Origin of the sequence: Actinoplanes solisilvae, assembly GCF_003999975.1 — a bacterium.
Lineage (GTDB): Bacteria > Actinomycetota > Actinomycetes > Mycobacteriales > Micromonosporaceae > Actinoplanes > Actinoplanes solisilvae.
In genome coordinates, this window is the sequence record NZ_RJAC01000051.1 from 1 (window position 1) to 22,566 (window position 22,566).

Below are 22,566 nucleotides of genomic sequence, written 5' to 3' on the forward strand. Positions count from 1 at the left end.
CGCCAAGCCCATGCCTTCTTCCAGCACCGCACCGACAGCCAGAACCTGACCACCGCCGCGCCCTGGACCTCACCCTGGCTGCCGCCGGGTTACGGACAAAACTTCTGGCCAGGCGCTTAGATCTTCGCCTGGTCGTTCGCCCTGTCCTCGGACCGAACCCACTCACGAGCCACCGGCATCTCGCACTCGGGTTCCTCGTCGTCGACGAGACCGATCGCGAATGGGAGCTGGCATATCGCATGCCGACGACCCTCATACCGTTCGGCCGCAGCAAGTTCGCCGAGAACCTCGACAAGCCGTTGCCGCTGGTCGTCGGACAGCTCATAGGTGAACGTCGCACCGTTCTCCAGCACGCTCACCGCCACGTCCAGTTCCACCTCCTCGTCTGGACAGGTGTCCAACTACCAGGACAAGTCGACGAAGAGCTCCGCTGCGACCCGCAACGCCGTCTCTTCTCTGCCGCCGGACGCAAGCCGACCCCCTTGCCGGTCCTGGAGCTGCTGAGAAAACCAGTCCAGGCTTTGCCGGAACGCGGTCAAAGCCCCCGCGTCGACACAATCCTCCGGATATTCGCCGAGCCAAGCGAGCGAGTCGGCCACGACGTGCTGAAGCAGACCGGCGAGCCCCGCATCACCATCAGTGCTCACGATCGACGACCCTACCCACCTCACGTCATCAGGTGGATAGAACGAGCCGGTCCCATTACATGAGCCCAAGCCAGGGGAAATACGTGAGCGTCAACAATCTTCACGTTCGTCCTTCTGGCCATCGGGTTGGGACTGCTCGTGGCAGGATGAGAAGCCCTGGTGCGTGGCGGCAGCGGCATCGGACGCGCATTCGGGCTGTCGCCGCTGGTCGTCGGCCTGACCGTGGTCGCCTTCGCTACCTCCGCCCCCGAACTGGCGGTGACCGTGGACGCCACCTTCTCCGGTGCGGCAGGGCTGGCGATCGGCAATGTCGCCGGTAGCAACATCACCAACATTCTGCTGGTGCTGGGTATGGCGGCTCTTGTCCTGCCAGTGACGGTCCGCAGCCAGTTGGTGCGTGTCGACGTACCGGTGCTGATCTTCTTGTCGCTCCTGATGCTGGTGCTCGCCTTGAACGGGCTGATCGGCCGGCTCGAGGGGCTGCTCCTTCTTGCGGTGCTGCTCGTCTACCTGTTCTGGTCGATCAGAACCGCCCGGCGTGCGGCGACTGCGAAGGCCGGCGCCGGTGTGAAATCCGAGGCGCACCCTCGGCTGGCACGCGATGCGGTGTTCGTGGTCGCCGGGTTGGCGCTGCTGGTCCTCGGCGCCCGCTTCCTGGTCGATGCGGCCACGGAGATCGCCCGCATTGTCGGGCTCAGCGACCTCGTCATCGGCTTGACCGTGGTTTCCATCGGCACCTCGCTACCGGAGGTGGCCACCTCGATCATTGCCGCGCTGCGCGGTGAGCGGGAGATGGCCCTCGGTAACGCGGTGGCAGCAGCATCTTCAACATTGGTGCGGTGCTGGGCATCACCGCGCTCGTCGCTCCGGGCGGGATCCCGGTCGAGGCCGCCGCCATCGGGTCTGCTGCACCGGAAGGTGACAGTTCCAGTCACGCGGCCTGACTGGCCGGTGGGGTCATGATGGTCTCGTACTCGGTAGGGGTCAACCGGGCTAGCGATCGTTGGCGTCGGCGGCGGTGGTGGTGGTGGTGGTGGTATTAGGTCCGTTCGATCCAGGTCACGATCGCGGTCCTCAACGCCTGCCGGGTCGGCCAGGTCCGGCGGTCGAGGACGTTATTTTGCAGCAGGCCGAAGAACGATTCCATGGCGGCGTTGTCGCCGGCGGCGCCGACGCGGCCCATTGACCCGATCATGTGGTGCTGGTTGAGGGCGCGGACGAATTTCCGGCTGCGAAATTGCGACCCGCGGTCGGTGTGCAGCACGCAGCCGGCTACGTCGCCGCGCCGGGCGACGGCGTTGTGCAGCGCGTTGACTGCCAGCCGCGATTTCATGCGGGAGTCGATGGAGTAGCCGACGATCCGGTTGGACCATACGTCCTTGATCGCGCACAAATACAGCTTGCCTTCACCGGTGCGGTCTTCGGTGATGTCGGCCACGAGCGGGTAGAGCCTTTTCCCGGCAGGTTCGCCTGTGACTGATACGCCGCCGCCCGGCGCAGGACCTCGTTCTCCTGCTCGAGCAGCTTGATCCGCTTACGGGCCTCGCGCAGCTCGGCGGAATCATTGCGGCTCACGCCGGACTCGGCGCCGGCGTCGATGTCGGCCTGGCGCAGCCATTTGAACAGCGTCATCGGGTGAACCCCGAAGTCCTTGGCGATCTGCTCGACCGTCACGCCCGGGTCACGGCCTTGAGCGAGCCGCACGACGTCGTCGCGGAACTCACGAGGGTAGGGCTTGGGCACAGCAACATCCTTCCAGCTCACCGTCACGGCAAGCCAACTCAGATGTCACCTATCGGTGCAGCAGACCTATACTCCGCCGAGTAAAGGGGTCCAAGCGCATCGCCTCATCGGAGCTACTTTCATCGTAGCTGAACGCCGCCTCTGTATCGCACGCCTCAGCAGATGAAGCCTCTAAGCGTTCCCCATGCTCCGGAGCGTCAGCCTCGCTCGGCTGCTGGAGCGCGTGGATCCAACAGCCGAGCAGAGGTAGATCATCTACTGATGCTGGTCACCCCGACGGGCAGCCCAGCGTCGCCGAACGACGTCGCGAAGGTCCAGCACGAAAACCAACAGTGTGATTGCGGACATGACCGAAGCGACCCAGCCACGCCAGCCGCCTTCTTTGATGAGTTCCGGCAGTTGACATGCCGCCAGCAGCAATACCGCGCCAAGCCCAAGCAGCCGTTTTCCGCCGTTGTCCTTCGACGGCTTCACCATCGCCACCTCCTGCTCATATTCATCATTCCGCAGCGGTGACGGAGAAGCCCCCTGGTTACCTTGTTGTAGAAGTCGCAGCCAATGTTGTTGATTTTCGCTTTCATATCGTAACCAGTGTCGCGCCAATGCCGGCCAATGGTTTTAGTATTATCCCAGTCACCGCCGATCGCTGCGCTCGTGAAAGCACCCCAGCCCCATTTCCGGACGCTCTTTCCGCAGTTTCTCCAGCTCGTTCGGCATTTCTTCCACTTGGCCTTCGTGACGTACTTCTTCGCTCTCCAGCTCGCTTTACCGAGGCGGGCGCCGAAGCGGAGAGCTTTAATGCCATGCCCTCCCGGAGTAAACCACAGGCCGACTGCAATATGCGCGTGCAAGGACTCACGATAGCTGTTCTTCGGCCGGCAGGGCGCGGAGTAAATCCACTTGTATGTACGGCAGCTTCGGCCGTCCAAGTCGAAGACATTCACCGGATCGGCGCAAGCATACTCGTAGGCGTTGCAACTGCCGCCCGCCACCGGGTCCATCGTCAGGAACCGGCCGAGCCCGGGAACGAATAGCCGCGCGCCCATCACTATGACGTCGCCGAACGCTTCACCAGAGCGCTGCGTAACTAATCAGGTCGGCCGCTTCAGGTCAGTTTGATCTTGGTGGGGTTGTTGGGCAGGATGTCCGGGTGCCCGACTCGCCGTCCATCGTGGAGCTGCTGGAGCGGCTCGTGGCGTTGGAATCCGTGGTGGGCGCACTCGAGAAGACCGTCGCGGCGCGTGATGCGCGGATTGAAGTCCTTGAGGCGGAGAACGCCGAGTTGCGGCGCCGGTTGGGTCAAACCCCACGGAACTCGAACATGCCGCCCTCGTCGCAGGGCCTGGACAAGCCGGCGCCGAAGTCGTTGAGAGGCCGGTCCGCTCGCCGGTCGGGTGGGCAGGACGGTCACCCCGGCCGCACGTTGCGACAGATCGAGAATCCGGACGAGACCGTTCGTCACGAGCCGGCCGCGTGCGGCGGGTGTGGCAGCGGCCTGGCCGACGCCGTGGTCGCCGGGGTGACTCGCCGTCAGGTGTTCGAGATTCCGCAGGTCACTGCCCGGGTCACCGAGCATCAGCTGATCGCTCGGCGCTGCGCATGCGCGGCGGTGACCTGCGCGCAGGCCCCGCCGGGGGTGGACGCGCCGGTGCAGTACGGGCCACGGCTGGCCGCGATCGTGGTGTATCTGCTGGTCGCGCAGTTCGGGGCGCAGAAACGCGTCGCGCAGACTGTCGCCGATCTGTTCGGGGTGCCGATCTCGCAGGGCAGTGTCGCCGCGTTGACCGCCCGCGCGGCCCGCCGCCTCGACGGTGACTTCCTCACCGCGATCCGCACCGCCCTCACCGCCGCGCCGGTGGTGCATTTCGACGAGACCGGGTTCAGGGTCGCGGGCCGGCTGCACTGGGTCCACTCCGTCTCCACCGGCAAGTACAGCCTGCTCTACGTGCACCGCAAACGCGGCCGGGACGCCATCGACGCCGGTGGGATCTTGCCGGCCTTTACAGGGATCGCCGTGCACGACGCCTGGGCCCACTACGACTGCTACCCGCAAGCCACTCACGCGTTGTGTTGCGCGCATCTGCTGCGGGAACTGATCGCCGCCGCCGAACTCGACCCCGCGGCGACCTGGGCCGGCCAAGGCATCCAGGCTCTGCTCGCTCTCAAAGACGCCACGGATTCGCTCTCGACCACTCCGACGTTCTGCTGCCCAGCTTGCTGATCATCGACTCACCCCGCAAAGCCATGAGCAACGCCGAGCCCGACCAGCAACTGGGCCGGAGAATCTACGACCGGATCACCCACCCTGGCCGAGGCCTACCAGAACCGGCTGCAGATAATCGTCGCCGACAGCGACGTATCCGCAGAGCACACGGCCACCGGCAACACCATCGAATTGACCTCAGAACAGTCCACGGTGCCTGGCGTGGTCAACACCGGAATCGGCCGCGGCCGGCGCACGCCCGCCATGTAAGCAGCTGTGGACGAACCGGCGTACACCTGTTGGCGGCAAGGACCACCATCGAGGACGGCCGGATCGGCTGCGCCGCAACACACTGCGACGCCCGTCCAGGGACACGACGACTGGACCGGCCGCCGGTGCACTCGGCGGGGATGTCCGGCGTGTGCCGCGGCCGTTACCGTGCGAGCATGACTCGCGATCTAACGCCGCCCCCAGCTACGTCGTTGTCGGCTTTCGCCCATCCACGTCGGCGGATCCTTGACGAGCGCATGTTCAGGCTGCCGGCCGGTGCTCAGCGGCGGGCGTCGTTTCGGTTGCAGCTGTTCACTGCCAGCGGTGCCCGCCCGGTCGCGATCGCGACGCAGGTGCCCGGCGCCGATGAGGGTGCGTCGCTGACGAACGTGGCCGAAGCCTGTGCTTCTGCGGTGTGGGAGCGGTTCTTCGCCACCGATGCCGAGCCGCCGATCTGGATTCAGCAGGTGATCATCGACGATCGCCGCCATCTGACCTTGGTGGAGTTCACCGCGGACGGGGCGCAGCGGTCGGTGCGCAGGCCACGGTGGCGGCCGCTTTCTAGTTCTGATGTTGAGACACTCGTCGGCCGGCCGGTCTCTCTCGAGCGGGGGGAAGGTTTCGTCGCTGTCGAGCCGGAGCCTGAGCCGGAGTCGGAGTACGGGGCGGCGCTGGTGGCGCTGCTGCCTCGCCCGGAGCCTTTCCGCGTCGACGACTGTATGTCGGCTGGGGTGGCGTGGTGGCGTCGCCTTGGCCGGCAGGTTGTGCCTCGCCGTGGTGGGCGCGGCTGTTGTTGGTACCACGGCGGTGATTGGCATGTGGTGTCCCGCGTGGCTTTGCGTCTGACGGAGAAGGCCCACGCTGCCGGCGTCGCCTTCGCCGGCACCGTGTCATATGTGATGGCGCAGCCGGATGCGACGGCTCTGACCGGGTGGGAGCGTGAGGCTTTGTCGTCGCTGCTGGCGGACACGATCCGGCCGGATGGGCGGTGGCCGTCGGGTGAGGGTTACAACAACGGTCAGCACCGTGCGCAGGCGATGATCGAGGCTGGGGTGCGGTGGACGCTCGTCGAGCACACTGTCGGGTGAGACATGACGGTTCTGGGTGTCGGTGTTCTGCCGGTCGCTTCGATGACGGCAGTGGGCAGGGCGGTGACGGTTGCTGATTTCCGGGTGCTGACCGGTCGGAGGCTGGTGCTCGGCGGCGCGGTTGTGCTGAATGTCGTGGTGGTTCCTGGTCTTGCGGTCGCGGCGTGCAGGCTGGTTGATCTGTCGGTGCCGGCGACGGTGGGCGTGGTGCTTGCTGCGGGGGCGCCGGGTGGCGGGACGGGTGCACTGCTGACGTTGTCCGCATTCGGGGACGTCGCGGTCAGTGTCGCGTTGCAGGCGGTGCTGGGGCCGCTCAGGTTGGTCGCCGTCCCGGTGTGGGCGCAGGTGGCTGGTCATGATGTGGTGCCGGCCGGTAGGACGGGTTTGGTGCTGGTCGCCGGTGATTTGGCCGGGCAGGTGGTGGGATGTGGTTGCGGCAGGCAACCGTCTCGCGGTCGCCAACCGCAGCGTCAACCAGCTCCTTCGTGGCCTTCGCTGGCAAGGCGAGCGCGGCTTCGCCATTCTGATCGACCGCTGGAAAACGTTGCGGCACAGCACCCTCAGCCCGCGCCGGATCGGCGAAGTCGTCGCAGCGGCACTACACCTGACTCATCTCGAGTACCGATGCCTGCCCGGATCTTGCTGAGATCACCTCACTGGCTGAGATCACCTCAGTACGCCCGCCCGAACGGCGAGGTAATCGCGCTCGTTCCGTTGACCACGCTCTGCTCGGCGGACAGCTGGTTGAGATCCTCGCCGACGGCGGACCAATCAACGCTGGCGGACGTAGTTGAAGCCCGACAGGGGTCACGACCGGCGTGGCGCACCTAACTGGTAAAGATGGTTTACACGGTTGACGCGACCACATGCAACCAGTAAAGTTCATTTCATCGGTTAGGAACGAGAGAAACGTTCGCTCACGCGGAGTGAGAGGGATGGAGCATGGCTACGACGTTCCACACGACCAAGGTCAACGGGCTCGACATCTTCTACCGGGAGGACGGGCCGGCTGACGGTCCGGTCGTGCTGCTGCACGGCTTTCCGATGTCGTCGGCGCAGTACCGCAATCTGATCCCCCTGCTTGCCGACAGGTACCACGTGATCGCGCCTGACTATCCGGGCTTCGGCCACTCCGCGAGCCCGTCGTGGCAAGAGTTCAACTACACCTTCGCCAACTACGCCGACCTGATGAAGGAGCTGCTCGACCAGCTCGGCGTGGACCATTTCGTGATGTACGTGTTCGAGTGCGGGGCGCCGACCGGCTATCGGCTCGCGCTGCAGGTTCCGGAGCGGGTCACGGGGCTGATCGTGCAGAACGGGAACGCCTACGAGGACGGTCTCAAGGAGTTCTGGGACCCGATCAAGGCCTACTGGGCCGAGGACACCGCGTACAGGCGAGATGCGGTGCGCCCGATGCTGTCCGACGAGACGACAGAATTGCGGTATGTCGACGGCGTTGCCGACCGCACCCGCATCGACCCGGATGCGTGGCTGCATGACATCACACAGCTCCCGCGGGCCGTCAACGACGAGATCCAGCTCGACCTGTTCAAGGACTACGGCACCAACGTGCCCCTCTACCCGAAGTTCCAGGAGTTCTTCCGCGCCTACCAGCCGCCGACGCTGATCATGTGGGGCAAGAACGACTACATCTTCCCAGTCGACGGCGCCTACCCCTACCTCGTCGACCTGCCGGAGGCCGAGATGTACGTACTCGACACCGGCCACTTCCTGCTCGAGGACCAGCTCGACGTCGCAGCCCTGCTGATCCGCGGCTTCCTCGATCGCAACCTCTAAGCCACCCAGGCGGTCGAATCGTCCGTCAAACTCCCGGGCACCGGCGGTGCGCTACGGCAATCCCGTGCGCGTTCGGCACCGGCGGCCACGAACCGTTGATAAACGTTGCCAAGTTCGCCCAGCGGTTCTACGGAGACGCCGTCGCCTACCTGAAGAACTGAACCGTGTCATCGAAGGACCTGGAGAAGGAGAACCGAAATGCCTCGAAACAGCAGCCGGATCCTCGCCGCCACCGCTGTGGCCGGCCTCGCAGCGACCACCCTGAGTATCACCGCGGCGACCTCGGCCGACGCGTCCGGTGGACACCCCCGGAACAAGCCGACGGTTGTACTCGTGCACGGTGCCTTCGCCGATAGCAGCGGTTTCAACGCCGTCACCCAGAAGCTGGTCAGGGACGGTTACCCAGTGATCGCCGCACCCAACCCGCTTCGCGGGGTCGCCTCGGACGCCGCCCAGGTCAAGGCGTTACTGAACAGCATCGAGGGCCCGATCGTGCTGGTCGGTCACTCCTACGGCGGCAGCGTGATCTCGAAGGCCGCAGCCGGCGACAAGGATGTCAGGGCGCTGGTATTCCTCTCGGCGTTCGTGCCCGAGACCGGGGAAAGTGCGGCCGAGCTGTCCGGTAAGTTCCCGGGCAGCACTCTGGGCGACACCCTCAAGGAGGTGAAGCTCCCCGGTGGCCACACCGACCTTTACATCGACCAGAAGTTGTTCCCGCAGCAGTTCGCGGCTGATGTGCCGGCTCGCGACGCGAAGCTGTACGCGATCTCGCAGCGTCCGATCGACCAAGCAGCGCTCGGGGAGGCCGCGGCCGGTCCACAGGCGTGGAAGACGATTCCGAGCTATGACCTGATCGGCGGCGCGGACAAGAACATCCCGGCGGCGGCGCAGGAGTTCATGGCTAAGCGGGCAAAGGCCAAGGTCCAGTACATCCAGGGCGCCTCGCACATGGCGTTCGTGTCGCACTCGGTCACCACCGCGTCCTTCATCGAGCGAGCCGCCCGCGAGACCGACAAATAGGTGAGGCGGCCGCCGAGCGTTCGGCGGTAGCCGGTCCTGCAAGCTTCTGTAGTGAAGCTCCTCTACTCTGCTGCGTCTGATGTTTAGGACCACGATCCATGTCCGGCGTCCAGCTGGCTCGGGCCGCATCGGCACGGAAAGGAGAGCGGCCAGTGCGAACCTCTTCCGGCTCGCCCGGCCCACTCGCTTCGGTCATGCGGTTCCCCTCGGGCCGCATGACCGCGGCGTCACACTGACCGACGGAAGGCTCACCATGATCGACCCGAACGAGGTGGCACGGAACTGGGCGCGCGTCAGGTCCGCATCCAACGCCACGGCGGCCGACTTCGCGGAACTGTTCGCACCGGATTGCCGCTACAAGGGTGTTCCCTTCGGCACCGGGTTTGTGGGCATCACGCGAACAGAAACGAGAGACCCGGCCAGGATCCCCATGGCAGTGGAAGTCGGGTTCACAACAGCCGCGAAGGAACGTCATGACTGACCTGGCCGCCTTGCACAGCGCCGCAATGGCCAAGGACCAGCAGCCGTTCGCGGCCGACCGGCTCGGCGGCTACCGGCTGCCGCCTGGCCCGACCGTGGCCGATCTAGGCGGCGGTGACGGCGGCCTTCTCACCGAGATGCTGGCCGGCGAACCTGACCGCCGCGGCATCCTCCTTGAGCTCCCAGACGTCGCCGCCAAGGCGGAACAGGCATTGCGGTCAGAGGGCCTCGCGGATCGCATCGAAGTCATCCGAGGCGACTTCTTCGAAGCGGTCCCCGCAGCTGACATCTACCTCATGTCCGTGGTCCTGTGCGGCTGGAACGACTCGGAAGCCGGTCGCATTCTGTCCAACATCGCCGCCACCGCTCACGACGGCGCCCGCCTGGTCCTGAAAGAGATACTCGTTCCCGACGGCCTCCCCCACTCCACCAAGGTCACCGACGACGTCAAGCTCGCGCTCACCGGCGGCCACCAACGAAGCGAAGACGAATGGCACACGCTGCTCGCGCGCCACGGCTTCCAGCTCGACCGCATCACGCCCGCCGGCGCACCGTTCTGCTTCATCGAGGCGACCCTGACCAACGCCGCGGCGGAAGAGCCCGAGCAGAGTCGTCAGATGTCTTGTCTGGTCTGGTGAGACGTGGAGCCGCAGGGTGACGAGCTGGGCGGTGCAGCCGGAATCGGACCCACACTGACGCACCGCCTGCGAAGCCCACCCGTGCGGACCGTCGCCCGCCAGTCGCGAACCGGAGTTAGTTCGCGGCATTAGGGTGCCATGCCTGCCGGCAATCCGAACCACGGCGCCGGCGATGGCTTCGTGTTCGATCGGGCGTCCGACCTGGAGGTCGTTGAGCGCCAGCGTCCCATCAGCATCCGCCTCGCCACCCGCGGACGCCAGGCTCGTGTGGCCAACACGCATCGAGGCACGGTCAGGTTCGATGTGGTCGACGCCATTCTGGAACACGGCGGCTCAGGACGCCCATCGTTGGGACGTCGACCGCCCAGATGCAGTCCGAGGTGGAACGGCAGCGCGGCGCGCCGTCGACGAACAACCGCTCTCGGCAAACAGCCGCAAGTGACAATCCGGCGGGGTCTGGCCCGCATACCGCGACGGCAGGTCGTCCCTGTTGGAGGGTTGTGTCGTCAGCAGGACAGCGAGCCGGCCGGCGACACCGACCTGAACCCGCGACCGGCTCGGGACCTGGGGACGGCCAACTTCACGGCCCGCCCCAGGCTCACCGCAAGGCGGCATAACGTGCCGCGACCCGCAACATGCGCCGCCACCCGGCTACCCCGATCAGTAACGGTAGCTTCCGTTGACGCGGCCACCCGCCATCTCCATGATCACGCGACGTTCGCCGATCCGTCAGCCGCGGTGGTTCCGGGCGTAGTGGCTGCGGGACTTGGCGCGGTTGCCGCAGGTCGCCATCGAGCACCAGCGGCGGCCGCCGGCCTTGGAGACGTCGTAGAACCGCAGCGGACATTCAGGGTTCGCGCATTTGCGGATCCGGGACGGGTTGTCCTCCAGCAGACGAAGATAGTGCTCGGCGGCCTGCCAGGCGGCGAGCCAGCCCGGGGAATCAGTCTCAACCTTGCGTTCGGATCCGTGCTCGCCGAGCGATCGACGGAAGCAGCCGTGACGTAGCGTCTCGTTGAGCAGTTCACGATCGCGTCGCGGATTGATCGATTCCGGCTGCAGGAGTCCGAACAAGGCTTCGCGGGTAGTCACCAGCGCATCAAGGGTCTCCTGCGACTGCGGCACCGTCTCGGCCAGGCCGGCCGAAGACAGCCAGATCGCCAGGCCGCCGGGGGATTCCAGCAGGTCGTGGGCACCGTCATCGTCGGTCCAGCGCGTGTTCACCAGGTCCAGGGGCAGAGGTTCCCCGGCCAGGGGGCGGGGGTCTGCTGGTGTGCTCATCGGTTTTGCCCTTTCGTTCTGACCCATTTCACCACGAACACGAGCCCAACCGGTTAACAGTGTTTCCCTGGTTGACATTCCCGGAGCCTAACCTCTAAATTTACTTTAACAGGTTAGTAGCCGTGTGCGGACCTGCAACCCCCCTCAACCCTCGAAGGAGCGACCCCGATGAGCGTCCGAATCACCGTCGACATGAACCTGTGCGAAAGCCACGGGCAGTGCGTGTTCGTCGCACCTGACGTCTTCTGGTTCGACGAGGACGAGATTCTCAACCACAAGCCGAAAGTTGACTCCTCGGAGTACGACCGCGTGGTGGCCGCCGCGGCCGCCTGCCCGGTCCGCGCCATTCAGGTAAGCAAGATCGGCGAAGAGGTCCAGTGACCCGGATCGTCATCGTCGGCGCCTCGCTCGCCGGGCTGAACGCCGCCCAAGCCCTCCGGGAGGCCGGATACTCCGGCTCAATCACCCTGGTCGGCGACGAACCACACGCACCGTACGATCGACCGCCTCTCTCGAAGCAGTTCCTCATCCCGGGCACCGAGCGAGAGTCCCTAGCCCTGGCAGACACCGCGCTCCTCGGCCTGACCGAAGAATACGGGCGCCGGGCAGTCCATCTCGACGTACGAAATCGTGCGGTGCACCTCGATAGCGGCCGGGTGCTCGAGTTCGACCAGCTCGTCATCGCCACCGGCGTGGGTGCCCGGCAGTGGCCCGAACCCGTTCCCCGACAGGGAGTGCACACCCTGCGCACCCTGGACGATGCGTACGGCATCAAGCAGGACCTCAATTCGGGAGTACGACGCGTCCTCGTCGTCGGCGACGGCTTCATCGGCAGCGAAGCCACCTCCACCGCAAGATCGCTGGGGCACGAAGTCACGCTCGCGGGCAAAGGTCGCGCACCGCTGAACCGGGCCATCGGCGACGATGCGGCCGGGTTCGTCTCTCGGCTCCATCGCGAGGCCGGAGTCACCGTCCTCCCCGGCGTCAGAGTCACCGCACTACACGGGTCACAACGCGTCACCGGCGCCACCGTCAACGACGACCGTCTCGTGCCCGCCGACGTCGTTCTGCTCGCACTCGGCGACCAACCACACACCGCATGGCTCGCCGATTCCGGACTGAAGATCGACCGGGGACTGGTCACAGACGTCCACGCCCGTACCCTCGACACGAACGGCGAACCGCTCCCCCACATCGTCGCAGCTGGCGACGTCACCCGATTCCCGCATCCGCACGCCTCCGGGCTGGTAACGCTCGGCCATTGGAGCAACGCCGTGGAGCAGGCGCGGGTCGCCGCGGCAACGCTCCTGCGGCCGGACGCACCGCCGGTCTACCGCCCGGTGGCGTCATTCTGGACCACCCAATACGGCGTCAAGTTCCGTGCGGTCGGCCTACCCGATCAGGCCGACCGCACGGAGGTCCACGAGTTCGACCTCGCACGGCGCCGGCTCGACGTCGCCTACTACCGAAACGATCAACTGATCGGCGCACTGACTGCCAACCGCGCGGCCCGCATCGTCGCCTACCGGTCGCAGCTGGCCGAAGCCCTGTCGCTCCTCGGAATACAACCTGCCCGAATGAGCATCGCTTCCGTCCGATGACCGTCCACACCCTCCATCGTGAGCCAAGACACGCCGTATCAAGCGAGGCGAACAGTCCGTGACCCGAAACTCATCCGCGCCGGCAAGCCACCCAAGCCAGGCAATGCCGCTCTTTGCCCCTGCTCGCGTAGCCGTACGCACACACGACTCTCCGCAGACCTTCCCAGGTGACAACGCTCGGGCACACGCCAGATTCAGAACCTCCTCAAGGAATCGGAGCGTTCGCCGCGGCAAGGTTGAACGACGGCGACCTTGGTGCGTTTACGCACATGAGATTCGGGCTTCTCGCTCGAGAAGCCCTCGGCTCTTCGGCGTCCCGGTCGGCCGCATCCAAGTCGCTAGGACCGCCGGTTCGCCTTCGACCCGTAAGCCTTGCCCGCAAGCAGATGATCGAGCCGCTTGCGGGGCCGGCCACGCCCGCCTGCCGGGCCACGGCATCGTTGTCGACTAGGGGCACCAGTTCCTCGCTCAGCCCCCTTTACAGGCGCCCGCCGCGTGCTGGTGCGCACGCACCACGGTGGAATCGACCTGGGCCTGCCAGTCGAGATCCCCGGCGGCGTCCGCATCGGCCTGCAACTGCTTCTCGATCCGCGCCCAGGTGCCGTCCTGTTCCCAACGCGCGAACCGGTCATAGCACGTTTTCGCAGGCCCGTACCGGTCCGGGATCTGATCCCACTTGGCGCCGTTGTCAATACGCCACAGGATCCCGTTGATCACCTGCCGTTAATCACGCCACTGCCCACCACGCTGCGGGTCCATGCTCGGCAGCAACGGCTCCAGCCTTTTCCAGTCCTCATCAGTCAAATCACCAGCCACGACGAGCCAACGATCGATCATCGCAACTGGTGATGATCCGTCAGATGACCTCTAGTTCGGCGACCACCTTATGGTCCGGCAGGTCGTGTCCTTCCATCTCCATTACCGCGCGCAGAAGGGGAATGTGGTCGCGGTAGTGGCGGATCACCGCGAGCAGCGTCTCGGTTACCCCGCCGAGCCTGGTCGGGTCGGCTGGAGACCAGCGCCGCAGGTGATCACCCGGCCATGGCAGGCGCGGCGAGGCTGTGATCCCGACGACGGCCACTTCGGGTCAATACGGTTCGGTGCTACTTTCGCATCTTTCGGGCTCTGAGTCCGAATGACTACAAATAACGAGGAGTGTCACCATGAAGAACTACCTCTGCGTCCCCGGGGCCTGGCACGGCGCATGGTCCTGGGCGCCGGTCGCACAGCGCCTCCGCGCAGCCGGGCACCACGCCATTACGCTCACGATGCCGGGGCTCGGCGACGGCGATGACCCGCGCGGGCACCGGCTGCGCGATGCCGTGGACCACATCGTCCGGGTGGTCGAGGAGCGCGACCTCACCGACGTGGTGCTGCTCTGCCACAGCTGGGGCGGCTACCCGGTGTTCGGTGCCGCCGGGCGTCTCGGCGACCGGCTCGCCGAGATCGTCTACTACAACGCCCACACGGCCGTCGCCGGTAAATCGATGATCGACAACGACCCCCCGGAGTCCGCGGCCTTCCTTCGTGGCTTGATCGAGCAGTCGTCGGTCCGTGCTATCGAACCATCGCTCGACTTCGTCACGCAGATCTTCATGCCCGGCGCGGCACCGGAGCTGCAGCGCCTGGTGGCGGACCTGCTCACACCGATGCCCGGCGGCTACTTCCTCGACCCGGCCGAGGGCACGGACCCGGCCACACTCGGCGTCTCACTGCGTTACCTGCTCGGCGAGGACGACGACGCATTGCCGCACCCCGGGGCGGAGTTTGCGGCCCGGGTCGGGCTGACCCCGATCATCGTCGCAGGCGGGCACGAGGGCATGCTCACCCATCCGGACGAGATCGCAAAGGCCATCCTCGCCTGACGCAAGGCCGCGAACCTCCGGAGAATCCGACCGGCAGCCGCGGACGTGGGAAGGGAGAGGGACAGGTCATACGTCCGACGATGAAGGTTCGGACCCGAGCGGCGTCCACGGTGCGGTGGCGCGGACACAGGGGCGCCGGGCGAGGGGAGTGGCATGGAACTTGGCAACGGCATCGGTCCAGCGGTGGCGTGACATGGTGGAGCTCGGATTGAACACCGTCGACGGCGAGGGTCGGAAACTCCCGTACGCCCAAGTTATCCGCGACATCGTTGAGCAGGCGGTACTCGCCGACCAGGTAGGGGTCGACTCGTTCGGGGTCGGCGAGCACCATCGGGACGACTTTGCGGTCTGCGCGCCCGAGATCGTCCTGGCCGCCATCGCCCGCACCGAGCGGATTCGGGTCGACACCGCCGTTACGGTGCTCAGCTCCGACGACCCGGTGCGAGTCTTCGAGCGCTTCGCGACGGTGGACGCCGTCTCGCGCGGGCGGGCTGAGATCATCCTTGGTCGCGGCTCCTTCACCGAGTAGTTCCCACTGTTCGGCTACGACCTCAAGGATTACGACAAGCTGTTCTCCGAGAAGGCCGAGCTGATGGCCCGGCTACTCACTGAGGGCCCGGTGACCTGGTCCGGATCGGTCCGCCCGCCGTTGCGCAACCAGCAGGTCTTCCGAAGACGGAATCCGGACGGATCCGCAGCTGGGTCGGCGTCGGCGGCACCCCGGAGTCGGTGGTGCGCGCCGCACGGCTCGGCTTCCCGCTCATTCTGGGCGTCATCGGTGGCCAGACTGGCCGCTTCGCCCCGTTCGTCGAGCTGTTCCACCGGGCGCTCGATCAAGCCGGCCACGAGCGACTCCCTGCTGCGGTGAACTCGCCCGGCTTCGTAGCGGAAACCGATGACGAGGCCTTTGAGACGCTCTGGCAGTACGCTCGCACTACCATGGACCGGATCGGCGCCGAGCGCGGCTGGCCGCCCCTCCGACGAGAAGCCTTCGAGCAGAGGTGCACGAGGGCTCGTGGTACGTGGGCTCGCCCGAGACGGTGGCTCGCAAGATCGCCAAGACGATCGGCGACGTCGGCATCCAGCGTTTCGACCTGAAGTTCTCGACTGGCGCCCTACCGCACGAGGCGATGATGAGGACGATCGAGCTGTACGGCACCGAGGTCATTCCGCGCGTACGCAAGCTGGCTAGTCTTGTCTTTAACCTTCGGTGCTCTGGCCTGGTGTCGTGCAGTGTCTTGAGTGGACATGAAGGCGACCTTCGGTGATCATGTCGTCTCGCTGAAGATGACCGTGATCCTGATCCGAAGGCCGTGATGAATAGTGTGCCTGAACCCGTTGACCGCGTCGAGTCGCTGCGGCGACTCGGCTGGTTCCGGGTGGAGTTCTACGCCTGTCTGACCCGGCGAGCCGATGCCCTGTTCGAGCTGGCTGAGGCGTTGTGCGCCGACGGTCCGGTCGAGAGCCTGGTCGGGTTGCGTCTGACCGCCGAGCATCGCCGGGGTCATGGCGCACTGTATGACGCGATCAACCACGGCCGCCTCGATCTGGGCCGGCTGCGCCAGGCGGTGGCGAATGTGCCGTTCCCGCTGGCTGCGGACGGGCGGATCGTGCTGGCTATCGACGTGTCCCCGTGGCTGCGGTGGGAGGCCCACACCAGTCCCGAGCGGCTCTACTGCCACGTGTCCGGGCAGACCCGGACCCAGGACCAGCGGGTTCCCGGCTGGCCCTACTCGATCGTGGCCGCTCTGGAAACCGGCCGCACCTCCTGGACCGCGATCCACGACGCCGTGCGACTCGGCCCGGCCGATGACGAGATGGCCGTGGCCCGCACCCAACTACGGGAGGCCATCGACCGGCTGATCACCGCACGACACTGGCACCCGGGTGACCCGCCGATCCTGATCGTGACCGACTCCGGCCACGACACCGCCCGCCCGGCCCACGACCTGCGTGATCTGCCCCTGCAACCCCTCGGCCGGCTACGCACCAGCCGGGTGATGCGACTACCCGCACCACCCCGGACACCCACCACCGTCGGCCGGCCTCGCCACCACGGCCCCGAACTACGCCTGTCCGACGAGAGCACCTGGCCGCAACCGGCCCACCACACCCGGACCGAGACCCGCCGCTACGGCACCGCCCAGGCCGTCGCCTTCAATCGGGTGCATCCCCGGCTGACTCGCCGCGCCGCCTGGATCAGCCACAGCGGGCCCCTGCCCATCCTCGAGGGCACCCTCATCCGGCTGACCGTCGACCGTGTCCCGTCCGGGCAGAACCCCAAACCGATCTGGCTATGGTGCTCAACGCCCGACCTGACCGCCGCCCAGGTCCACCTGCTCCGGCAGGCCTACCTACGACGATTCGACCTCGAACACACCTTCCGGCTCCTCAAACAAACCCTCGGCTGGACCCGGCCACAGCTACGCGACCCGAACGCCGCCGACACCTGGACCTGGCTGATCATCGCCGCCCACACACAACTGCGCCTCGCCCGCAACCTGACCGACGACCTACGCCGCCCCTGGGAAAAGCCCGCCGAAACCGGCCCGAGCCGACCGACTGAGCCCCGCACGGGTCCGGCGCGCCTTTAAGAACCTCCGGCCGCAGACCAGCCACCCCGCGCAGGCACCAAAACCCACCCGACCCGGCCCGGCCGCCCACCCGGCAGCCCCAACCGACACCGCGCACCCCACCACGACGTCGGCAAAACCATCCACCGCGCCCGCACCCAAGCCGACCTGCAGAAACCCAGAGGTTAAAAAGCAAGACTAGACACCTTTTCAGGATGGGCCCGGGCGGCGATCCCGCGGTCGTCGAGCCGGTCCGGGTGATCGAGCAGATTGACCACTCGAAGGAAAGCCCTCGCCGCCGCCGGGTCGGTCGCGGCTGACAGCCGGGTTACGAGTCCGTCGTAGGTCGTCACTCCCGGCCCGTCGCCGCCGCACATCGCCCGATCCAGGTCGGCCGACCACCGCCACGGCACGTCGACCAGCGAAGCGGCTCTTCGCTGAAACTGCCCCTGCGTCCCGGCGGCGGCCAGGTTGCGCAGCAACACCGCTTCCAGCGCGGCGACAGTGATGCCTTGGCCGTAGATCGGGTTGAAGGTGCACAGCGCGTCGCCCAGGACGGCGAAGCCGGCCGGGAAGCCCGGCAACCTTTCGTAGTAGCGGCGGACGCTGTAGGGGACTTTGAGGACGTGAGCGTCGCCGACCGGGTGGGCCTGGCGGAGAATCTCGTGGGCACCTTGATCGGGAAGATCGATTGCCCTTTTCTCCATGTCTGCCGCGCCGGACCCGGGTACTGCTCCCAGGCTGCCGTTCAGCGAGACATTGACCACGTCTCGCTCCTCCGCGGTGACGACGCCTCCGAAGGGATGACCCGGATGCGGGGCGTACACGCCTCCCAGCTGCCCGCCCAAGAAGTGTTGCCGGCGACGGAAACGCCGCGACACATGCGTCTGGTCGATGTCGACGCGCTCGACCTCGATGTCCTGTATGCCGATCGCGCGGAGCCAGGCCGGGGCTCGGGAGCCGAAGCCGGTGGCGTCGACGACGAGGTCCGCCCCGTCGATGCTTCCCGGTTCCGCTCGGGTTTCCCCAGTGTCGGCCGGGGCGGTCACGACGCCGGTGACGACGTCCCCGTCGGTGATCAGACTGACGGCCGTCAACCGATCCATGATGGACACATTGCCGGTGGCGGCTCGTCTTCGGACCAGATGCTCCAGCAGCGGTCGGCTGATGGCGATACCGTCGACGCCTGACGGCACCAGGCTGGACGCCAGTCGCCGACCATCGAGGTACCAGCGCAGATCGTTCTGCTTGTCGACCGGCAGACCCCCCGCCGCGACCATCTCCCCGGCGAAGCCCGGCATGAGGGTGTCGAGAGCGCCGATTCCTCGCGACGGCAGGATATTCGGATGATGCGCCTGGGGCACCTCCCGCCGTGCCCTGGGCACCACCGGGAGTGCGTCGCGGTCGAGGACGATGACCTTTCGATAGGCCTGCCGCAAAGCCGTCGCGGCCAGCAGCCCCGCGAGGGACGCCCCGATGACTACTGCGAGATTGTTCCGCGCCATGACGAACCTTTCTGCGGAGATGTACACCTAGGGAACGGATCAACCGCGGGTTTATTCATCGGTGCGGCGCGATGACGACGATCACGTCGTGAACAGGGGTCCCGCAATGCGTTCGCCTATCCATGAACGATCTACTGCGCGAGTTCCGCGCTCCGAAGGAATTGGCCCGAGCACTATCACAAGCAGGGACTTTGGCGCGACGGCGGATCGATCGCGGATCTGCGTCGGTGGAGCCGCGAGCAGCCGGAGGCCACCGCGGTCATTCAGTACGCAGGCGACGGCGAGGCCGGACGGCTGACGTACGCCGACTATGCCTTGGCCGTGGAGCGGTTCGCCGGGGCGCTGCTGCGGCTCGGCGTGGGTCCCGGCGATGTCGTTGCGGTGCAGCTGCCGAACTTCTGGCAGGTCGGCGCCTTGACGCTCGTCGGCGCTCGGATAGGGGCGATCACCGCGCCGATCCTTCCGACGATCCGCGAGCGGGAGCTGGCCCGGGTGCTGCGCCGGATAGAGGCGGTCGTGTGTATCACGGTCGACGAGTGGGACGGTTTCCGGCACGCGGCTGCGCCGTCCGAACTGATGCCGGAGCTGCCGTCCCTGCGGCACCGGGTCGTGCTGGGCGAGGCCGGCGACGGTGCGATCGACTTCGCCGAGTACTTCGCAGAATGCCCTGGGAGTGGATGCAGGCCGACGAGCTCGGCCGCCTGGACGAGGACCCCGACCGGGTCGGCGTTCTCCGTTCACGTCGGGCACCTCGGGGGAGCCCAAGGGGGCTCTGCACAGCTTCAATACGCTCCATGCCGGGATAGCGCCGATCGTAGATGCCGAGGGGCTCGGTCCCGGTGGACGTCATCTTCACGCCGCACTCGTCAACCCACATCGCCGGTGCTATCTTCGATCACTGTGCCCCTGTTGTCCGGGGCGACGTCGGTCGTGATCGACCGGTGGAGCGGCAAGGCTGGCCGCACCCTGCTGCGGGAGACAGCCGCGACGATGATATTCGCGGCGCCCGTTCTCATCGAGGATCGGGCCACCGCGGGCACCATGCCCGCGGACACACCCGCACTGAGGCTCGTTCTTTCCGGCGCCACCGTCGTTCCTCCCCAGCTAGTGCGGCGCGGACCCGACATCGGTGGTCTGGTCCTCCGCGTCGACCTTGTCATGCACGTCACGGATCGTGCCTACGGCCTGGCCGAATCAGTCCGGTGACCTCTTCAACCACGTGGCGAGTGTCGATCTCGTCCGGGCCGAAGTCGCCTAGTGTGGTCCTGGCGGCGACTGTTGCCGGGCGGCCGTCCGGGACAGCGTCAAGAGCGCGCATCCGCTCGGCGATGGTGTCACCGGCCTCGCGTGCTACCTCAACCAGCTCGTCGAGCTGTAGGTGCAGGTCGCGGATGTGGGGGCCCACGATGTTCCAGTGGGCCTGCTTGCCGTACAGGTGCAGGGCGACGAGGTCGATCAGGACTCGCTGCAGCCGATCTGCTTGGGCGGGAGTGGCGCGGAAGGCGCCGGTGGACGCGATGTCCTGGGTGATGGTCATCTCGAGTCCTTTCTGGAGCAGCCCTTGTGAGGCGCTATCGCTCGGCGGCCCAGATGGAGCAGATGCCCCACCCGGTGACTTCGACCTGTCGACGACGGCGAAGCCAGCGCCAGGGCCAAGGGCTGTCTTCGGTCGCGTTGCACGCCTGCTGCCTGTCGATGCCTCCGCGCTCGGGCCGGGTCTGTGTCGGCGTCCGCGCCCTTCGGCGAAATCGCTGAATCTTTCAGCCGAGCAAGGCCTGGCGGAGTGTTTGCAGAGCGTAGTGCTGTCTCGATCGCACCGTGCCGACGGGGACGTCGAGGAGATCGGCGACTTCTTGAGGGGTGCGGTTGTGGACGAAAATCTCTTCGAGAACGCGTCGTTGGCTGACGCTGAGTGCCTGCAGACCGTGATGGAACGAATCCGCGGCGACGACGGTATTGGAGACGTCATCGTTGCCGGCATACTCATCCACCGGAAGGCGCCTCTCGAGCGGGCGGACCTTGCTGCGGCGGGCCTGGTCGATGAGGAGCCGGTGTGCGACGGTTATGAGCCACCGGCGGGTTCCGTCGGGGTTCTCGGGGAGCTGGTCGAGGTGCTTCCACGCTCGAATGATGGTCTCCTGAACGATGTCCTCCGCCGTCTGTTGTTGTCCTCGGGTGAACGGCAGCACGAACCGGGTGAGCGGCATCCAGTGCGCATCGATGAGCTCCTTGGCGCGGATGTTGGCTTCGCGGCAGGCGATGAGGGGTCGCATTGCAGTTCCTAGCGTCCGGTGTTCAGCGGTCGCAAAGGACGTTAGGAGGGGCCACGGGCTCGCGAATGACCTCTGAATGACCTGACTGACCGGACTCTCCGAGCGGCTGCTCCGGCTGCTGTCAGTACATCCGCAAGTCGCCCTCAGGGTGAGTTGCATCACCGGCCGCCCGTCCCGGACCCCTACGGCGCCGTTCGAAGACCACCCAAGTGTCAATCTGCACGAAGCCCATGCGGCGGAACAGCTCGCATCCCATCGGACGGGCCGTAAGTCCGCATCTCATTAGGGGTTGTTGCTGGTCAGGAGGTTGAGGCGGGCGACTCGGCGGTAGCAGATCAGAGCGCAGGCCAGGCGCAGGAAGCCGGTGAAGTGGGAAGCCTTGCGGTCGTAGCTGCGGGCCAGGCTCGGAAGCGGCTGACCCATTCCAGGCAGCGCTCGATGACGTAGCGGTGCCGGCCGAGGTGCGTGGCCGGTTCGATGCCCTTACGGGCGATCCGGGCGATCATGCCGCGTCGTCTGACCACCTCCCGGCAGAATCGGTAGTCGTAGCCCTTGTCGCCGTGCAGCTTGCCGGGCCATCGGCGGGGACGCCCGAGCGGTTGCCGGATCGCCCGCAAGTTGTCGAGCACGTTCTCGAGCATGGTGCTGTCGTTGACGTTGGCAGCAGACACCACCACGGTCAGCGGCAGCCCGTTACGGTCACTGACCACGTGGATCTTGGAGCCGGGCTTGCCCGGTCCACCGGGCTTGCCCCGGTCAGGTCCCCCCTTTAAGCGCCCGGACATGCATCGCGTCCACGCTCGCCCTCGACCAGTCGATCCGGCCAGCAGCACCGAGAACGTCCAGCATCGCCTGGTGAAACGCCTGCATGACACCCTGTTCCACTCATCGGTGAACCGGCGATGCGCAGTCGCCCGCGAGATCGGGAGCCTTTCGGGCGGCCTGGGCCTGGCCGGGTGCGTTTTGGGTGGCTGGCTGGGGTGCCGATCCGGGGCAGTAGGTGACCGAAACCCTGCCGGACGCGCGCCGGGGTGAACGCGCGTGCTGGTTGCGGTGGCTGCCAGGGCAGCCGGTGATCACCGACCAGTGGGCGGGCCAGGCGGAGCTGGGTGAACGCGGCCAGGATGAGCCAGGTCCACCGGTCGGCCTGCTCCGGGGTGCGGATTTTCGGGACCGTCCAGCCCAGGACTTGTTTGGCGAACCGGAATGTGTGTTCGATGTCGAAACGGCGCAGGTAGGCGCGCCAGACCCGGTCGAGGTCCAGGTCGGCTGGGTCGTCGCCGTGCCACCACAGCCATACCGTTTTCGGTTCCCGGTCACGACGTCCGGGCAACCGGGACACGTGCAGTTCCCGTTGTACTTACACGACTACTGGCGGGACGAGGAGGCATCGGTCAGGTATCGAAAGCTGTTTGACCTCAGCCCGGTTTCGTCCGGTGGCTACTCCTTCGACGTACGCGCACACCTTGGGCGGATCTCAGTTCCGGTACTCGCTCTCACCGGTCGGCACGATCACGTATGCGGTCCGAGATGGACCCACGAATTAGGCGCTTCGATCCCTGATGCCACCGAGGTCGTGCTG

26 protein-coding genes and 5 pseudogenes are annotated in these 22,566 nt (G+C 66.4%); 18 read left to right on the top strand and 13 right to left on the bottom strand.

Translation table 11 applies throughout. The annotated features are described in order from the left end of the window. Positions 1-120: pseudogene (locus EER30_RS49870) on the top strand (IS630 family transposase); the annotation flags it as partial. Here the strand turns inward: EER30_RS49870 and EER30_RS45645 are convergent. Together EER30_RS45645 and EER30_RS45650 are read right to left on the bottom strand one after the other, a co-directional pair. After that, complete coding sequence (locus EER30_RS45645) at positions 117-377, bottom strand: hypothetical protein (RefSeq protein ID WP_127509297.1); 261 nt, start codon at positions 375-377, stop codon at positions 117-119. The pseudogene EER30_RS49870 and the gene EER30_RS45645 sit on opposite strands and share 4 nt — an antisense overlap. Before the next feature lie 24 nt (positions 378-401). Beyond that, positions 402-647: a hypothetical protein gene (locus EER30_RS45650; protein WP_127509300.1), complete on the bottom strand. Its 246-nt coding sequence runs from the start codon at positions 645-647 to the stop codon at positions 402-404. 159 nt (positions 648-806) lie between these two features. Here EER30_RS45650 and EER30_RS45655 point away from each other — a divergent pair, with 159 nt between their 5' ends. Then, positions 807-1,610 (top strand): calcium/sodium antiporter, encoded by an 804-nt coding sequence (locus EER30_RS45655; RefSeq protein ID WP_205650714.1) that lies wholly within the window; start codon positions 807-809, stop codon positions 1,608-1,610. Here EER30_RS45655 and EER30_RS45660 read toward each other — a convergent pair. From EER30_RS45660 to EER30_RS45670, 3 genes and pseudogenes are all read right to left on the bottom strand, one after another. Beyond that, a pseudogene (locus tag EER30_RS45660) lies at positions 1,579-2,390 on the bottom strand (IS3 family transposase). The gene EER30_RS45655 and the pseudogene EER30_RS45660 sit on opposite strands and share 32 nt — an antisense overlap. A 255-nt stretch (positions 2,391-2,645) precedes the next feature. Next, entirely contained in the window at positions 2,646-2,867 is a 222-nt protein-coding gene (locus tag EER30_RS45665; protein WP_127509303.1) for a hypothetical protein, read from the bottom strand. After that, positions 2,861-3,436 carry an RHS repeat-associated core domain-containing protein gene (locus EER30_RS45670; RefSeq protein WP_127509306.1) on the bottom strand — a complete coding sequence of 192 codons (576 nt, stop codon included), beginning with the start codon at positions 3,434-3,436 and terminating at the stop codon, positions 2,861-2,863. The genes EER30_RS45665 and EER30_RS45670 overlap by 7 nt, the downstream gene beginning before the upstream one ends. Before the next feature lie 104 nt (positions 3,437-3,540). Between EER30_RS45670 and tnpC the strand changes: the two genes are divergently transcribed. The 8 genes and pseudogenes from tnpC to EER30_RS45710 all read left to right on the top strand — a co-directional run bounded on the left by tnpC (position 3,541) and on the right by EER30_RS45710 (position 9,886). After that, complete coding sequence (tnpC, locus tag EER30_RS45675; RefSeq protein ID WP_127509308.1) at positions 3,541-4,611, top strand: IS66 family transposase; 1,071 nt, start codon at positions 3,541-3,543, stop codon at positions 4,609-4,611. Positions 4,612-5,120: 509 nt separating this feature from the next. After that, positions 5,121-5,951: a hypothetical protein gene (locus EER30_RS45680; RefSeq protein WP_127509311.1), complete on the top strand. Its 831-nt coding sequence runs from the start codon at positions 5,121-5,123 to the stop codon at positions 5,949-5,951. Between the two features lie 42 nt (positions 5,952-5,993). Then, positions 5,994-6,302 (top strand): annotated as a pseudogene (locus EER30_RS50170) (hypothetical protein); the annotation flags it as partial. Between the two features lie 76 nt (positions 6,303-6,378). After that, positions 6,379-6,597, top strand: coding sequence for a hypothetical protein (locus tag EER30_RS45690; protein WP_127509314.1), 219 nt, complete (start codon positions 6,379-6,381; stop codon positions 6,595-6,597). 296 nt (positions 6,598-6,893) lie between these two features. Next, a complete protein-coding gene (locus EER30_RS45695) occupies positions 6,894-7,748 on the top strand; it encodes an alpha/beta fold hydrolase (protein ID WP_127509317.1) in 855 nt (284 codons plus the stop codon). 198 nt (positions 7,749-7,946) lie between these two features. After that, a complete protein-coding gene (locus EER30_RS45700) occupies positions 7,947-8,768 on the top strand; it encodes an alpha/beta hydrolase (RefSeq protein WP_127509320.1) in 822 nt (273 codons plus the stop codon). Positions 8,769-9,021: 253 nt separating this feature from the next. Then, a complete protein-coding gene (locus EER30_RS45705) occupies positions 9,022-9,249 on the top strand; it encodes a hypothetical protein (RefSeq protein WP_127509323.1) in 228 nt (75 codons plus the stop codon). Continuing rightward, positions 9,242-9,886 (top strand): methyltransferase, encoded by a 645-nt coding sequence (locus EER30_RS45710; RefSeq protein WP_127509326.1) that lies wholly within the window; start codon positions 9,242-9,244, stop codon positions 9,884-9,886. The genes EER30_RS45705 and EER30_RS45710 overlap by 8 nt, the downstream gene beginning before the upstream one ends. Before the next feature lie 729 nt (positions 9,887-10,615). Here EER30_RS45710 and EER30_RS45715 read toward each other — a convergent pair. Next, positions 10,616-11,245 carry a CGNR zinc finger domain-containing protein gene (locus EER30_RS45715; protein WP_349290923.1) on the bottom strand — a complete coding sequence of 210 codons (630 nt, stop codon included), beginning with the start codon at positions 11,243-11,245 and terminating at the stop codon, positions 10,616-10,618. A 90-nt stretch (positions 11,246-11,335) separates the two neighbouring features. On the opposite strand from EER30_RS45715, the gene EER30_RS45720 reads away from it, so the two are divergent. Both EER30_RS45720 and EER30_RS45725 read left to right on the top strand, forming a co-directional pair. Continuing rightward, entirely contained in the window at positions 11,336-11,548 is a 213-nt protein-coding gene (locus tag EER30_RS45720; RefSeq protein WP_127509329.1) for a ferredoxin, read from the top strand. Beyond that, on the top strand, positions 11,545-12,768 hold the full coding sequence (locus EER30_RS45725; RefSeq protein WP_349290924.1) for an NAD(P)/FAD-dependent oxidoreductase: 1,224 nt from the start codon (positions 11,545-11,547) through the stop codon (positions 12,766-12,768). The genes EER30_RS45720 and EER30_RS45725 overlap by 4 nt, the downstream gene beginning before the upstream one ends. Before the next feature lie 468 nt (positions 12,769-13,236). Here the strand turns inward: EER30_RS45725 and EER30_RS45730 are convergent, their stop codons facing one another. Both EER30_RS45730 and EER30_RS45735 read right to left on the bottom strand, forming a co-directional pair. Then, on the bottom strand, positions 13,237-13,485 hold the full coding sequence (locus tag EER30_RS45730; protein WP_127509332.1) for a transposase: 249 nt from the start codon (positions 13,483-13,485) through the stop codon (positions 13,237-13,239). Positions 13,486-13,624: 139 nt separating this feature from the next. After that, positions 13,625-13,849 (bottom strand): hypothetical protein, encoded by a 225-nt coding sequence (locus EER30_RS45735; protein ID WP_127509335.1) that lies wholly within the window; start codon positions 13,847-13,849, stop codon positions 13,625-13,627. 82 nt (positions 13,850-13,931) lie between these two features. Here EER30_RS45735 and EER30_RS45740 point away from each other — a divergent pair, with 82 nt between their 5' ends. Both EER30_RS45740 and EER30_RS49280 read left to right on the top strand, forming a co-directional pair. Further along, positions 13,932-14,633, top strand: coding sequence for an alpha/beta fold hydrolase (locus EER30_RS45740; RefSeq protein ID WP_127509337.1), 702 nt, complete (start codon positions 13,932-13,934; stop codon positions 14,631-14,633). A gap of 193 nt (positions 14,634-14,826) precedes the next feature. Then, positions 14,827-15,162: an LLM class flavin-dependent oxidoreductase gene (locus EER30_RS49280; RefSeq protein ID WP_240670741.1), complete on the top strand. Its 336-nt coding sequence runs from the start codon at positions 14,827-14,829 to the stop codon at positions 15,160-15,162. 29 nt (positions 15,163-15,191) lie between these two features. Here the strand turns inward: EER30_RS49280 and EER30_RS49285 are convergent, their stop codons facing one another. Continuing rightward, on the bottom strand, positions 15,192-15,479 hold the full coding sequence (locus EER30_RS49285; RefSeq protein ID WP_240670742.1) for a hypothetical protein: 288 nt from the start codon (positions 15,477-15,479) through the stop codon (positions 15,192-15,194). 176 nt (positions 15,480-15,655) lie between these two features. Between EER30_RS49285 and EER30_RS49290 the strand changes: the two genes are divergently transcribed. Next, a complete protein-coding gene (locus EER30_RS49290) occupies positions 15,656-15,901 on the top strand; it encodes a hypothetical protein (RefSeq protein WP_240670743.1) in 246 nt (81 codons plus the stop codon). Between the two features lie 57 nt (positions 15,902-15,958). After that, a complete protein-coding gene (locus EER30_RS49295; RefSeq protein WP_240670744.1) occupies positions 15,959-17,227 on the top strand; it encodes an NF041680 family putative transposase in 1,269 nt (422 codons plus the stop codon). Positions 17,228-17,391: 164 nt separating this feature from the next. Here EER30_RS49295 and EER30_RS45755 read toward each other — a convergent pair whose 3' ends face one another. Then, a complete protein-coding gene (locus tag EER30_RS45755) occupies positions 17,392-18,711 on the bottom strand; it encodes an NAD(P)/FAD-dependent oxidoreductase (protein ID WP_127509340.1) in 1,320 nt (439 codons plus the stop codon). A gap of 219 nt (positions 18,712-18,930) precedes the next feature. On the opposite strand from EER30_RS45755, the pseudogene EER30_RS50175 reads away from it, so the two are divergent. Continuing rightward, a pseudogene (locus EER30_RS50175) lies at positions 18,931-19,284 on the top strand (AMP-binding protein); the annotation flags it as partial. Between the two features lie 592 nt (positions 19,285-19,876). On the opposite strand, the gene EER30_RS45765 reads toward EER30_RS50175, so the two are convergent. The 3 genes and pseudogenes from EER30_RS45765 to EER30_RS50180 all read right to left on the bottom strand — a co-directional run. Next, positions 19,877-20,248: a Dps family protein gene (locus EER30_RS45765; RefSeq protein WP_205650716.1), complete on the bottom strand. Its 372-nt coding sequence runs from the start codon at positions 20,246-20,248 to the stop codon at positions 19,877-19,879. A 223-nt stretch (positions 20,249-20,471) separates the two neighbouring features. Beyond that, positions 20,472-20,984 carry a sigma-70 family RNA polymerase sigma factor gene (locus EER30_RS45770; protein WP_164842776.1) on the bottom strand — a complete coding sequence of 171 codons (513 nt, stop codon included), beginning with the start codon at positions 20,982-20,984 and terminating at the stop codon, positions 20,472-20,474. A gap of 282 nt (positions 20,985-21,266) precedes the next feature. Then, positions 21,267-21,964, bottom strand: a pseudogene (locus EER30_RS50180) (IS5 family transposase); the annotation flags it as partial. 20 nt (positions 21,965-21,984) lie between these two features. Between EER30_RS50180 and EER30_RS50185 the strand changes: the two are divergent. Then, on the top strand, positions 21,985-22,566 hold a 582-nt coding region (locus tag EER30_RS50185; protein ID WP_432417609.1), incomplete at its 3' end, for an alpha/beta fold hydrolase.